The organism is Vibrio tritonius, from assembly GCF_001547935.1.
GTDB lineage: Bacteria > Pseudomonadota > Gammaproteobacteria > Enterobacterales > Vibrionaceae > Vibrio > Vibrio tritonius.
Map to the genome: position 1 here is coordinate 1,219,150 of NZ_AP014635.1, position 13,386 is coordinate 1,232,535.

Consider the following 13,386-nt stretch of genomic DNA (forward strand, 5'->3'; position numbering starts at 1 on the left):
GAACTCCTACGCCGTAGCTTCTTCTAGAGCGGCATCAATAACTTGATAAACCTCTTGCGCGCTCTGGCAGCGACGTAGCTTGTCCAAATCGACCCCCGTTTCACTCTCATCGTCATCCAACACTTGAGTCACTTCCATCAGGCCTTCCATGTGTTGGTCAGAAGTGCTACCGGCTAAGGTAATCAAGACGTCTATTGGGCTATCTTCGCCTTCAAAGAACACCGGTTCTTTTAAGGTGACTAAAGCAAAAGCGGTGCGTACCACGCCATTTTCTGGGCGAGCATGAGGCATAGCTAAACTTGGGGCGATAACGATATAAGGCCCTAATTTTTCGACACTGCTAATGATGGCGTCGTGATAAGAAGGCTTAATTGCGCCTGATTTGATCAACATGTCGGTGCCAATTTTGATCGCGGCTTTCCAGTCACTGGCTTCTGCTTGCAGGCAGATAGAGTTGTTTTCGATAAGAGATTGTTTTAATGCCATGATGTGTCTCTCCTATGGGGCCGGTAATTCCGGCCCTTTTTAATTACATTGCTTACGTTATGAAAATTTGGAAGATTATTTGGTTGGAATAAAATTCTTGTTGATGATGTCGAGGAGCTCATCGCCAAAGGAGTTTGGATTGAGCATGTTTTGTACCCCAAGCACAAACTTACCTTCGCCAGCGTCCATTTCACCGGACAAGTGTTTAGATGAAACAATGATGTCGGTCGTGGCCAACTTGGCTTTGTAATCGGATAGGGCACAAGAATCCATCACATGAGGGATGCCTTTTTTCTCAAGATATTTACCAATTTTCATCTTCATCATCATCGATGATCCTTGGCCATTACCACACACGGCCAAGATGCTAACTGGGCGAACACCATCGCTTGCTGCGATAGCTTGTTCAACGGCTTGAATCACTTCAGGTTCTTCTGCAATATCAACAAGACCTGCCGCATCTTCTTCTGCGCGCAATTTTTTAGAGGCGAAGAACATGTAGACACAAGCCAAGGCGATCAGGACAAAGAAGAACAACTTAGAAATGGAGATACCTTGCATGACAACAGGGAAGACTAATGCCCAGTCCGCCATACCCATCCAGCCGTTAAATGATGTTCCGTACACAGAGAACAGATGAATTGCCCAAGCGGAACCAAGCACTTCGATAATACCCATCACGAAACAGATTTTCATCACAGCGCGCCAACCACCAAAGTGATTTGAGAACACGCCGATAGTTGCGTTGGAGAAGAACATTGGAATAAATCCAGGGATGATCATAATTGGAGCATTAAAGGCAAGCAGCGCAAGTACCGCTGCAAATTGACCTAATGCGCCCCACATAAAACCAAATACCATCGCGTTAGGCGAGAAGGCATAAATAGCCGCACAGTCAATCGCCAATACCGCATTAGGAATCACACGTTCGGAGATGCCTTTAAACGCTTCAGACAGCTCGGCAACGAACATGCGTACACCAACGACGATTACTTGCACAGCAACAGCAAATTTCAAACCGGTTTCTAAGATATAGATAGACCAATGGGTTGAACCTGCCATGGTTTGTAAGTTGTCCAGACCAAACGACAACAAAATAATGCCAAAGAACAGGGTCATAACGATGGCTGTCGAAGCAATGCTGTCGTGAAAAATATGCAGCCATTTAGGTAAGTTTAAGTGATCTACGCTTTCGTTTTTGTCGCCCAGCTTCGGCGCAACTTTGGTCGCAATCCAAGACGCTACTTGCTGTTGGTGACCGATAGAGAAGCCGGCACCACCAGTCACTTCTTCTGTGGCCTTGAACATGATATTGGAAGAGATCCCCCAATACAGCGCCATGATCACGGCAGAATAGATGATGGTTTGCCACATGCCAACGCCCATCACGTAATAGAACACCGCAATCAAACCTGCTTGCTGGAACATAATGTGCCCAGTCAGCATGATGGTGCGAATCCCGGTGATACGGCGAAAGAGTACCAAAAGAATGTTGATGGCAAGTGCCAATAATACGGTGTATCCCACCCATGAATAGTCGTCACCCATGGCATCCATGGTCGCCATCATAGTGGTGTAAGGGTCGATGACCGAACCGGTCAATTGATGGTATTCCGCCAGTTTTTCAATGACGGGTTTAAAACCTGCAGTTAGTGTTCCAGCGCCGACTTGTACCAGCATAAAACCAACAATGGTTTTAATGGTGCCTTTTAAAATGGTGGTGCCGTCTCGTCTCAGTAGCCAGTAGCCTATTAGTGTAACTAGCCCCAAAAGTAGCGGCGCTTTGGTCATCACTTGGCTGTAAAAAATATAGAAGATGTTATACAAGGTCTCCATATCTTTACCCCTGAATAAGTTGTCGTTGTAATCGTTGTAGGTCAGAGAGGTTCTCGTAAGATGCAGCGAGAAAGACTCGTTAAGTGCTCACGCAATAAACAATACCAATCAAAAGTAATCATTCAATGCGCATTTGTGATTACTTTGAGCTGCATCAAATTTGTCCTTTATTTGGCCGCTATTTTGATAACCAGATCACTTGTGTGGTTTTAAAATTCAATAAAAACAGTTACTTAATTTTATTTGTGATCGAGGTTTTGTTTTTCTTTGTTGATTGTTTGACAATCATTTTTGAGATTAATACAATCAAATTAAATCAAAACTAATCAAAAATAATCATGCGAAATCATGAGGGTGATAAAATGAATGAAGTTCAGAGACATAATGGCATTCTGTCGTTGTTGGAAGAGAAGCAAGCCATCAACGTCAACCACATTATTGAGCAGTTCCATGTCTCTCCTGCAACTGCCCGTCGTGATATCGCAAAGCTCGATGAACTTGGCAAGTTAAAGAAAGTGCGTAATGGGGCTGAGCGTATTGAAGGGAAAAAGCGCACTTGGTCACCGCTTAATATCGATAGCACTGAGCATTATGAAGAGAAAGAACGCATTGCCGTACAAGCTGCGCAGCTGTGCCAGCCTGGTGATAGTGTGGTGATTAACTGCGGTTCAACCGCGTTTTTGCTCGGGCAGCAGCTTTGCGGTCAGGATGTGCAAATAGTGACCAACTATTTTCCGCTGGCAAGCTATTTGATTAACGAAGATCACGATGATGTCATCATCATTGGTGGTCAATACAACAAAGCGCAGCATATCTTTCTTAATCCAGCTCCAGATTCACTGGGCAGTTACGCTGGTAACTGGATGTTTACCAGTGGTAAAGGATTAACAGAAACCGGTTTGTATAAAGCGGATATGTTAACCGCTGTGGCTGAACAGCAAATGCTCGAGCAAATCGATAAGCTGGTGGTGGTCGTTGACAGTTCAAAAGTGGGGCAGCGAACGGGCATGCTGTTCTGTTCTGCAGAGAAAATCGACATAGTTATCACAGGTAAAGAGGCTGAACCAAGCGTGGTCGCCGCACTGGAGGCGCAAGGAACGCAAGTGATCTTAGTCTAAATCGCACCACCGTAATTCAACACTAACTTAATCACCTTAAATTTAGCCGCCTTGTGTAAAACAAGGCGTCGACTCCCTACATCTTAAATTTAATAAAACGCGGTTATTCGCGGTGAAACAAAAAGGTATATGGTTATGAGCAAAGTAGATGAAATTACACGTGAATCTTGGATCTTAAACACGTTTCCTGAATGGGGAACTTGGTTAAACGAAGAGATTGAGAAAACCGAAGTACAACCTAATACCTTTGCCATGTGGTGGCTCGGTTGTACAGGTATTTGGTTGAAATCTGAAGGTAACACCAACCTCACTATCGATTTCTGGTGTGGTACAGGTAAGAAAACGCAGAAAAACCCATTGATGAAACATCAACACCAAATGATGCGTATGGGCGGTGTGCGTGCATTACAACCTAACTTACGAACTTCACCATTTGTGTTGGACCCATTTGGTATCAAACAAATCGATGCAGTCATGGCAACCCATGATCATGCAGACCATATTGACCCTAACGTCGCCGCTGCCGTTCTGCAAAATTGCGATAACCATGTGAAATTTATCGGTCCACAAGCTTGTGTCGATTTGTGGTTAGGCTGGGGCGTGCCTAAAGAACGTTGTGTTGTAGCGAAAGTTGGCGATGTGATTGAAGTCGGTGACATGAAAATTCATGTGTTGGATTCTTTCGACCGTACTGCGTTGGTGACTCTGCCCGAAGGTGTCTCTTCTTATAATAAAGAGATTTTGGATGGTATGGACAAACGTGCTGTGAACTATCTGATTGAAACGACAGGCGGTAACCTTTACCACTCAGGTGACTCACACTATTCAAACTACTATGCCAAACACGGTAACGACTACAAAATCGATGTGGCCTTGCTCTCTTATGGGGAAAACCCACGTGGTGTTACCGATAAAATGACCTCATCTGATATTTTGCGTGCCGGTGAATCGCTAGATTGTAATGTCGTGATTCCATTCCACCATGATATTTGGGCTAACTTCCAAAGTGACCCACGTGAAATCGAAGTGTTGTGGAATATGAAGAAAGATCGTCTCAACTATCATTTCAGCCCATTCTTCTGGCAAGTGGGTGGCAAATATACGTATCCAACCGATAAAGATACGATGCATTACCAACACTTCCGTGGTTTTGCTGATATTTTCACCGATGAGCCAGAGCTACCTTACAAAGCATTCTTGTAATGTTCGCTATTTGACTAGGCAAATCTGCTCACATTTGCTCAGTCTCTAGGGGGATGCGCTCCCATACCGATACAGCCCAACAGTTCGTTGGGCTTTTTTGGTGCAGTCTTGTTTATTGGGTCGCAAAGTTGCTATTCTGTTTCGCGTTATACTGCAGTTTAGATCGACAATGAGGTAGGAGATTTACCTTGAGTGAGCGACGAATTAATAGACAGCTTGGAGAGTTGTATTCGGCGATGGATCCCGAATTACGACGCTTACAATTCAAAGCCAAAGAGAGAACGTATCAATACAATCAGACCTTGCCAGGTCAATCATTACAGAGACAGCTTTTATTGGCGGAGCTGCTTGGCGATTGTGATGAGCAAACCCAAATTAAGCCAAATTTCGAATGTGACTATGGTTTTAATGTGCATTTTAAAGGATCTGCTGTGGTGGAGTCGGGCTGTGTGATGCTCGACAGTGCTGAGATCATGATCGGCAATAATGTCTATTTTGCAGAGCATGTCTGTCTTGCTTGTGCTAGCCACCCATTGGTGGTGGAAGAGCGGCAGAATGCCTTAGCGTATGCGCAAAATATCACCATTCAAGAGGATGTTTGGGTAGGTGAACATTGCACCATTTTGGGTGGGGTGACGATTGGCCGAGGAGCCATTATTCAAGCCGGTTCTGTAGTAACTGAGGACATACCCAGTGGTATGGTGGCGAAAGGGAATCCATGTAAAGCGATACGTGTGGTAACTCAATCTGATCGCGATACGTTTAGGTTGCCAGAGAGCAACATCCTTGCAGACTCTCCGGCAGTGGATATTCATCAATGATCTAACGCGATGTGGGTCGCTAAACGGTGTTTCTCTTGTTCAAAACGTTTGAGCAGTTGGCGTAATGCTAGTAGCTGCTCAGACAAGCGATTTTTTTTACGTACCATGAGTACTAATTTGGCAATCCAACTAAAGCGATTTAAAACCGTTTCTGTTAAACGAAATGCCTTTTCGGTGCCTTGACCAAATTCTTGATACCAGTGTAAAAGCGCACGTAAACGAGTCTCATCGCTTACTTGTTTTAGACGATAAGAATCAAGCAAAAATAAAAGGAAGTCGCGCGTACGCAGAGTGGGGTTGCTTGAAATTCTTGCTTCTTCTAAATCTAAAAATGTCACTTTCCCTTCTTCATTGACCACGATATCACGCATCGCTGGGCGTCCATGAATCATGTTATGACGATGGAAGTCACACAAAACGTCGGTCGCTTTCATAAAAAGGCCAGTGTGGCGTTTCTCATCTTGGCGATGAATCGGCTCACCTGCATTTTTGGTAATAAAAAATGAACGACCTTTAAAAATGAGATCGGGTGTCGATAAGCCATGTTTATTGGCGTAGTCCAGTAGAGTCACTTCTTTTTTAAAGCGCTCTTTTGGGCTTAAACCGCTGGTTAAAACAAGGTGAGACCGATTTTTCTTGTGTCTCAAATAAAAATTGATTAGCCGATTAATGGCATTACGCTTGTCTTCGCCACACTTTTTTAGCCAGTACGTTGAATTGTACTGTTCAAGCATGTAAACGAACACTTTGCGATGGTTATTACTCATACATTCCTCAAAGCCGATTACGAGTGCTTTATTTTATAAAAATATTAATTGCACACTGTTCATCATTATTCTGTCATCATACTCTGAAACACATTGAAACATATGTCAGGTTTTTGTCAGGATTTATGCAATCCAGTTGATACATAGCTCTCATCAATAAGTTGCATTCGTTTATATATCGAACGGTCAATCATTTAGCGGATGATTAGGATGCGTGTCCTTTTAACGGTGTTGATGATGAAGGTATTGATAAAGGTGTGTGTCCTTTTCCCGAGTGATTTTTCTAGCCAAATAGGGTTAGCGTATTGAAAAGTGATAACGAGTGTCGTCTAATCAAACAATACATAAGAACCGCGTTATAAAGGATATGGGCGGTGTCGTTCCTCAGGATGTACAGGAAAAGAATCTATGAGCTCTTATCAAATCGACGAATACGATATTAAAATGCTAACTCTTCTGCAGGAGAACGGGCGTTTAACCAGTCAGGAACTCAGCGAACTCGTGGGTTTATCACCATCACAATGTTCTCGTCGTCGTATTCAATTAGAACAGCATCAATTGATTTTGGGCTATCAGGCTCGTTTGTCCCCACAAGCGTTGAAACAAGAAGTGGTGGCAATGGTGGAAGTGAAATTACTTAGTCATGAAGAAGAGAACGCGGAGCGTTTTCTTGATTACATCCATACCGAAACTGCAATTTTCGACGCCTATAAAACCACGGGGGATGGTGATTATTCCCTGCGTTGTGTGGTATCGGATTTGGCCAATTTGAATGATTTGATTAATCGGATTTTTAGTACTCGCACAATTGCTCACATTAAAACGTCTGTAGTGCTTGATCGTGTGAAAGAAAATGGCATTGTGATTAGTTAGCTTTTATTTTGCTCATTTCATGCAAGATATTTTTAATAATGCATTTATTTTGCATGAATGAGCAAATAATCCTTGATTTTGCCTGTGTGCAGTGTTTAATGAACTGCAATGGAGAATTAACTAAGGATTGTTATTATGACTCAAGCGTCCGACGCTCAGAGCCTCTCTGCAGATGTTCCTGCTATCAAAATAGATCACCGCTGGTTTGAAGATGTTATTGCGATCATGATCGGTTCAAGCATGGTGGCATTTGGGGTGTTGTTCTTAAAACAGATTGGCATGATTACTGGTGGTACCGCAGGGTTATCACTGTTTCTGCATTACAAATTTAATATTGAATTTGGCACCATTTTTTTCCTCATCAATTTGCCATTTTATTATCTTGCTATCCGCCGCATGGGCTGGCAGTTCACCTTGAAAACCTTCCTCGCTGTGGGATTGGTTTCTTTCTTCACCAATATCCAGGGTCAGTTCATCGAGATATCGTCACTACAGCCGCTTTACGCCGCGCTGTTTGGTGGCGCGATTTTTGGCGTAGGATTTATTGTTCTATTTCGTCACAAGGCAAGTTTAGGTGGCTTTAATATTCTGGCTCTTTACATACAAGAGCGCACAGGATTGCGCGCAGGCTGGCTATTAATGGGGTGTGATGTGGTCATCATGCTAATTTCTCTATCGGTAATTGGGACCTACGCATTGCTCTTATCCATTGTTTGTGGCTTACTGCTCAACCTTATTATTGCGTTAAATCACCGTAAAGACCGTTACCAAGCTTAGTCAACAAGGAGTATGACTGTGTTAAACCATGTGAAGCCATATGCTGGCGACCCAATTTTGTCTTTGATGGAAAAATTCTTCGCCGATGAGCGCGAAGAGAAAGTCAATCTGAGTATTGGTCTTTATTACGACGCGGATGGTACGATCCCAACATTGGAGTCAGTACATGCTGCAAAAGAGCAGTACAACCAACAGCCTGAACAACCTTGTTTATACCTTCCGATGGATGGTATTCCAGCTTATCGCAGTGCCGTTCAGTCTTTGGTGTTTGGTGATGATCATCCTGCCTTAGTAGAAGGTCGTATTGCGACGATTCAAAGCCTTGGCGGCTCTGGCGCTTTGATGGTTGGTGGTGATTTTCTTCACCATTATTTTCCTCAATCAAAAGTGTATGTGAGCGACCCTACTTGGGAAAACCACCATGCCATTTTCCAAGGTGCAGGTTTTGAAACCTCAACATACCCTTATTACGACCCTGAAACCAATATGCTCAATTTTGAGGGCATGATGACGGCTTTACGCCAATTACCAGCAAAGGCAATTATTTTATTGCACCCATGTTGTCATAACCCAACAGGGGTTGATTTGAATAATCAACAATGGGATGAAGTGATTGATGTCGTGGTTGAGCGTCAACTGATTCCTTTCTTTGATATGGCATATCAAGGCTTTGCTGACGGTGTCGCTGAAGATGCATACGTGATTCGTGCTTTGGCTGAACGTACGAATGCGACTTTTTTGGTCAGTAACTCGTTCTCTAAAACCTTCTCTCTCTATGGTGAGCGTGTCGGCGGTTTATCCATCGTATGTGAAAATGCCGCTGTAGCTGCCAACGTTCAAGGCCAGCTAAAAGCAACGGTACGCCGTAACTACTCAAGCCCAGCGAAATATGGCGCGGTATTAGTCTCAAATGTTTTAAATAGTGATTTAAAAACAACGTGGTTGGCGGAAGTTGACACCATGCGCGTTCGTATGAGTGAAGTGCGTAAAGGTCTTTATGAGGCATTAAAAACCTTGTGTCCTGAAAAAGACTTTAGTTTCTTGATTAAGCAAAATGGCATGTTTAGCTATACGGGTTTTAGCGTAGAGCAGGTGACTGCGCTGCGTGAAGAACACGGTATTTATCTGATCAACAGCGGCCGCATGTGTGTGGCGGGCCTAAATGCTGCGAATATCGACAAAGTAGCGAAAGCGTTTGCTGCGGTAGCGTAAATACAGATTTCTCTCTTCTTATAAAGTGTTATCAATTTGATAAGTGTTATAAGTTTTGGCGACTCGTGGTAAGTCGCCTTTTTTCTTTTTAAGCGGGACACACACCGTTATTTTTGTTTTTAAACGGGACACACACCTTCGTTTTGACCTATTGGGTATGTTGGCAAGACCAAATAGCTTCATGCTTTTGATAAAAGAAAATGATAGGCGTGATGAATGGGTATTGCTATCGAAAAAGAGTGTTTATCTGGTTGATGGTAGGGATGGTAGGGATGGTAGGGATGGTAGGGAGTGAGGTGACTAAAGGTTGATGCTTTGGAAATTAGGCAATAACCAATGCAACCATACGTTTTCGTCTCAATGTTTCTTTTGCGTTCACTATCTTGCTTAAAGTGCCAATCCAAAGGCGTGGTTTGCTCTCTAGCGAAGTACATACGGAATAATATTCATTGTCCGACAAGGCCAATCTTTGCAATATTTTCGGCTGTTCTTTTTCAATATACCCTTGTTTATCATCTCGAATCTGTCGTCCTATCCAATCAACCAGCTCCAGATAATCAGGAAAAGTAAAAGGGATAGAATCGGATGGTTCTGAATGAATATCATCTAAGAAAGGACGCAGCTTACTTGCATGCTTTGACGAAGTTTTCAGGGAATCTAACCGGTATTTTAGTGATGTATGCTCAGAAGTTTCAGGCAGCTCTGACACTTTAGCTCGAACAGGATTAAGATCGACGTAAGCCATTGCAGCTAAGAGCGCCTTTTCATCAAGCAATGCTTGTGATTTAAATCTTCCTTCCCAAAATCGTCCTGTGCATTTATCTTCTTTGTTGGCTTGTACTGCTATGCCATGATTTAACTCTTTCATAAACCAGCTAATGGAAGATAATCTTTCCCTCCAAGCTGTAATGAGCTTAGAGAAAATGCGCTTTTCAGTGTCTGTATTTAATTGATTTAATTTAAACTTCTTGACAATTGCTGGAGTGTTATGTTCAGAACACCAGCGGTCAACCACTTCTTCATCTGTTAGAGAATGAGCTTGATTTTCATCGATATAAACCACGATATGATAATGATTACTCATCACCGCATAAGCACATACATCAATACAATACACCGCACTGAGAGTAAGTATCCTCTCTTCAATCCATGCTCTTCGATGTTCATACGATTGGCCCGTAAAGCTATCTTCGCCACATAGAAATGAGCGACGCACACAGCGAGAAACACAGTGATAATAAGGCGTAATGTCAGGATGAATTTGCTGTGAGCGGGCGGTTGTCACGTGATGTACTCCTATCAAGAAAACATCAGAATCATGCCGGATACTGTATAAAATGCCAGTGTGTCGAGCATTTGTTTGGAGCTGATTAGCACCCCGCTGTAAAATCGGTGTTGAGTGAGTATTAAGACTTGTGAATCAATAAACAGCAATAAACGGGACACACACCATTATTGTGGGTGTGTGTCCCGTTTAAAAAAGCTTATGTGTCGGTGTGTGTCCCGCTAAGGGGAATCTACTCAACCTCCTGCTCTAGGTTACGATTCATCTCATTAATCATGAAATCACAAAACGATGCGACAGCTTTAGGCAGGGTGCGCCCTGCTAACACTTGCACTTCTAAGTTTCTGATGCCCATGCCTTTATCGCTGATTGGGATTGATTTAAACCAATGTTGGCGAATCATTCTACGTACTGAAATTTCCCCAGAGAGCGAAATTCCTGCGCCGGAAATGGTGTATTGATTCAGTGCCGACATGTAGTTACTCACCAGAGCTGGCTCGTAGCTCAAGCCTTGCTGACTGGCGCAAATATCGAACAGTTGGCGCACCGTGGTGTCTGGATAAGGCAGAGCCAACGGATAAGCGCAAATTTGGCGAAGTGAAACACGCTTTTTATTGGCAAGAGGATGCCCGATGGGAATAAGGGCGCGAATAGGCGCTTGCTGAGAGTGCACCACGCGAATGTTTGGAGTGGGGCTAAAACTAAACGCCAGCCCAATATCGGCATCGCCGTTTTGTACCGCTTTGGAGACTTCTTTGGGTGGGAAAACATCAACTTGAAAGTGAATGCCTGGAAATTGCTGTTGGAAGTCTTTGATACAAAAAGGCAGAAATTCCATGCTAAACCCTTCGGTTGAGGCAACGATCACTTTGCCTTTTTGCAATCCCTCTAATGCATCGATTTCGCCAATGACACGGTGTGTGTCCAGTTGAATTTTACGGGCGTAGGCGGCGAGCAGTTCTCCGGCGGCGCTTAAGGTCATTCCGCGAGGTTTTCGCTCAAATAATGGGGTGCCAATTTGGCCTTCCAGCGCGGATATTTGTCGGCTGATGGCACTGCTTGCCACATTTAGGTGCGTGGACGCTTCGCTGATCGAACCGAACTTAGCAACGGCGAGAAAGTAGCGTATCGCAGGTGCTGTGAGTTGATAGAGAGATGCCATGGCTTTGATTCCTTTCCTTCACCAATTTGGTGCCCAAAAATGAAGCAATTGCGTTGCTGGTTTGGCAATGCTTTGTTGCTGATTTACTAATTGTGGCAAGGTTTTTAATAACATAGTATGAAATCAAAGTGAATGATTTTTGGTCAACGCTTGCTTGCATCAACTGACTGTTTTGTCGCAAATTTTTCGGCCCAGTCATTCACTTTTACGCTCCCGGTTAGCGTAGTCTTATTCAAGAAGTGCACTGCTATACACGGCTTGAATATGTGCAGAAAGGGATGGATTAACGAGTACTCAAGTATAAGGAAATGCTTATGACTCTGGTTAAACATGGACTCTCTCTTGTTATCGCTTCAACTCTTGCAGTGGCATCGGCCAGCGCGTTTGCTGGTAAATCAGATGACACATTGACTTACGCCTCAAACAGTTGGCCAGAAAATATCAGTCCTTATCACAACAACTTACGTGAAGGGGTAATTCTGGGACACTTAGCGTGGGACACCCTAATTTACCGCGATCCAGCATCGGGCAAATATGAACCAATGCTGGCGACAGAGTGGGAATGGAAAGACCCAACGCATTTAGTGGTCAAACTGCGTAACGATGTGAAGTTCCAAAATGGCGACCCGTTTAGTGCTGATGATGTGGCTTTCACCTTTAATTATGCCCTCGACCCAAGTTCAAAAGTGGTCACACTGCAAAACATCAACTGGATTGATCACGTCAATAAAATCGATGATTACACCGCTGAGTTTGTACTAAAACAACCTTTCCCTGCTGCAATCGAGTACCTCTCTGGTCCGCTACCTATCTATCCTGAAAAGTACTTTAAAAAGGTCGGTCTTGCTGGCTTTGATAAAGCGCCAATTGGCACTGGGCCGTACAAAATTGTCAAAGTCATCAGTGGTCAAGAAGTAGAAATGGTAAAAAACCCAGATTACTTCAAAGAGAGCCCAATTGGTCAGCCTAAGATCGGCAAAATTAACTTTGTGATGGTTCCCGACCCAGACACCCGCGTTGCTCAGCTCATGACGGGCCAAGTAGATTGGATTTGGCGTGTTCCTTCCGACCAAGCCGACCAATTGAAACAGATGCCAAACGTTTCTGTGCTCAGCAGTGAAACTATGCGTGTGGGCTTTTTGACATTGAACAGCCGTGGCACTGACCAAGCTGATTCACCATTTAAAGATTTGAAAGTGCGTGAAGCGGTTAACTATGCAATCAAGCGTGATGCACTCGCTAATGCCTTGGTTCGTGGTGGTAGTCGCCCATTAGATGCCCCATGTTTCCCTGACCAATTTGGTTGCGCCGTCGATAAAGCCGTGTCGTACAAATATGATCCTAACAAAGCCAAAGCGTTACTCGCAGAAGCTGGCTATCCCAAAGGGTTTGATACCGATATCTACGCCTATCGCGACCGCGATTATGTGGAAGCGGTTATTGGTGACCTGCGCAAAATTGGCATTCGCGCCAAATTGCATTACCTCAGCTACGCCGCACTCCGTGACCAACAACGTTCAGGCAAAGTGCCAATGGCTTTCCAAACTTGGGGCTCTTATTCCATCAACGATGCTTCGGCTATCGTGAGTGTCTACTTTAAAGGTGGTGCAGACGATGAAGATAAAGATCCACAAGTGATCAAATGGTTAGAGCAGGCTGATACCTCGGTTGATCCAACTGAACGTAAGAAGCTCTATGGCGAGGCGATTGAGAAAATCACCAAAAACGCCTATTGGGCACCGATGTTTACTTACTCAAGTAACTATGCCTTTACCTCAGACCTGAACTTTAAAGCCTATCCAGACGAGCTGCCACGTTTTTGGGAAGCTAGCTGGAAGTAATCACT

12 protein-coding genes are annotated in these 13,386 nt (G+C 43.9%); 7 read left to right on the top strand and 5 right to left on the bottom strand.

Translation table 11 applies throughout. The annotated features are described in order from the left end of the window. Nucleotides 1–6: 6 nt before the first annotated feature. On the bottom strand, nt 7–486 hold the full coding sequence (locus tag JCM16456_RS05530; RefSeq protein ID WP_068713134.1) for a PTS sugar transporter subunit IIA: 480 nt from the start codon (nt 484–486) through the stop codon (nt 7–9). A gap of 75 nt (nt 487–561) precedes the next feature. Continuing rightward, the gene (locus JCM16456_RS05535; protein ID WP_068713137.1) at nt 562–2,322 is read right to left on the bottom strand and encodes a PTS ascorbate-specific subunit IIBC; all 1,761 of its coding nucleotides are present in this window, start codon (nt 2,320–2,322) and stop codon (nt 562–564) included. Nucleotides 2,323–2,684: 362 nt separating this feature from the next. On the opposite strand from JCM16456_RS05535, the gene ulaR reads away from it, so the two are divergent. The 3 genes from ulaR to JCM16456_RS05555 all read left to right on the top strand — a co-directional run bounded on the left by ulaR (nt 2,685) and on the right by JCM16456_RS05555 (nt 5,464). After that, entirely contained in the window at nt 2,685–3,440 is a 756-nt protein-coding gene (gene ulaR / locus JCM16456_RS05545) for an HTH-type transcriptional regulator UlaR (protein WP_068713141.1), read from the top strand. Between the two features lie 135 nt (nt 3,441–3,575). Beyond that, a complete protein-coding gene (ulaG, locus tag JCM16456_RS05550; RefSeq protein ID WP_068713143.1) occupies nt 3,576–4,643 on the top strand; it encodes an L-ascorbate 6-phosphate lactonase in 1,068 nt (355 codons plus the stop codon). Nucleotides 4,644–4,831: 188 nt separating this feature from the next. Further along, on the top strand, nt 4,832–5,464 hold the full coding sequence (locus JCM16456_RS05555; protein WP_156430453.1) for a sugar O-acetyltransferase: 633 nt from the start codon (nt 4,832–4,834) through the stop codon (nt 5,462–5,464). Here the strand turns inward: JCM16456_RS05555 and JCM16456_RS05560 are convergent. Continuing rightward, a complete protein-coding gene (locus JCM16456_RS05560; RefSeq protein ID WP_068713147.1) occupies nt 5,458–6,231 on the bottom strand; it encodes a BUD32 family EKC/KEOPS complex subunit in 774 nt (257 codons plus the stop codon). The two genes, JCM16456_RS05555 and JCM16456_RS05560, sit on opposite strands and share 7 nt — an antisense overlap. A 408-nt stretch (nt 6,232–6,639) precedes the next feature. Between JCM16456_RS05560 and JCM16456_RS05565 the strand changes: the two genes are divergently transcribed. The 3 genes from JCM16456_RS05565 to JCM16456_RS05575 all read left to right on the top strand — a co-directional run bounded on the left by JCM16456_RS05565 (nt 6,640) and on the right by JCM16456_RS05575 (nt 9,093). Next, a complete protein-coding gene (locus JCM16456_RS05565) occupies nt 6,640–7,104 on the top strand; it encodes an Lrp/AsnC family transcriptional regulator (RefSeq protein WP_068713149.1) in 465 nt (154 codons plus the stop codon). A 135-nt stretch (nt 7,105–7,239) separates the two neighbouring features. Further along, nucleotides 7,240–7,881: a YitT family protein gene (locus tag JCM16456_RS05570; protein ID WP_068713151.1), complete on the top strand. Its 642-nt coding sequence runs from the start codon at nt 7,240–7,242 to the stop codon at nt 7,879–7,881. Between the two features lie 18 nt (nt 7,882–7,899). Beyond that, nucleotides 7,900–9,093 carry an amino acid aminotransferase gene (locus JCM16456_RS05575; protein WP_269450965.1) on the top strand — a complete coding sequence of 398 codons (1,194 nt, stop codon included), beginning with the start codon at nt 7,900–7,902 and terminating at the stop codon, nt 9,091–9,093. 322 nt (nt 9,094–9,415) lie between these two features. Here JCM16456_RS05575 and JCM16456_RS05580 read toward each other — a convergent pair whose 3' ends face one another. Continuing rightward, on the bottom strand, nt 9,416–10,378 hold the full coding sequence (locus JCM16456_RS05580; protein WP_068713155.1) for a transposase: 963 nt from the start codon (nt 10,376–10,378) through the stop codon (nt 9,416–9,418). A gap of 232 nt (nt 10,379–10,610) precedes the next feature. Further along, nucleotides 10,611–11,540, bottom strand: coding sequence for a LysR family transcriptional regulator (locus tag JCM16456_RS05585; RefSeq protein WP_068713157.1), 930 nt, complete (start codon nt 11,538–11,540; stop codon nt 10,611–10,613). A gap of 314 nt (nt 11,541–11,854) precedes the next feature. On the opposite strand from JCM16456_RS05585, the gene JCM16456_RS05595 reads away from it, so the two are divergent. Then, nucleotides 11,855–13,381 carry an ABC transporter substrate-binding protein gene (locus JCM16456_RS05595; RefSeq protein WP_068713161.1) on the top strand — a complete coding sequence of 509 codons (1,527 nt, stop codon included), beginning with the start codon at nt 11,855–11,857 and terminating at the stop codon, nt 13,379–13,381. Nucleotides 13,382–13,386: the final 5 nt, after the last annotated feature.

Coding starts and splice junctions, on each gene's coding strand:
- JCM16456_RS05565 (WP_068713149.1), top strand. CDS start 6,640: ATGAGCTCTTATCAAATCGACGAATACGATATTAAAATGCTAACTCTT.
- JCM16456_RS05535 (WP_068713137.1), bottom strand. CDS start 2,322: ATGGAGACCTTGTATAACATCTTCTATATTTTTTACAGCCAAGTGATG.
- JCM16456_RS05570 (WP_068713151.1), top strand. CDS start 7,240: ATGACTCAAGCGTCCGACGCTCAGAGCCTCTCTGCAGATGTTCCTGCT.
- ulaR (WP_068713141.1), top strand. CDS start 2,685: ATGAATGAAGTTCAGAGACATAATGGCATTCTGTCGTTGTTGGAAGAG.
- JCM16456_RS05595 (WP_068713161.1), top strand. CDS start 11,855: ATGACTCTGGTTAAACATGGACTCTCTCTTGTTATCGCTTCAACTCTT.
- JCM16456_RS05560 (WP_068713147.1), bottom strand. CDS start 6,231: ATGAGTAATAACCATCGCAAAGTGTTCGTTTACATGCTTGAACAGTAC.
- ulaG (WP_068713143.1), top strand. CDS start 3,576: ATGAGCAAAGTAGATGAAATTACACGTGAATCTTGGATCTTAAACACG.
- JCM16456_RS05530 (WP_068713134.1), bottom strand. CDS start 486: ATGGCATTAAAACAATCTCTTATCGAAAACAACTCTATCTGCCTGCAA.
- JCM16456_RS05585 (WP_068713157.1), bottom strand. CDS start 11,540: ATGGCATCTCTCTATCAACTCACAGCACCTGCGATACGCTACTTTCTC.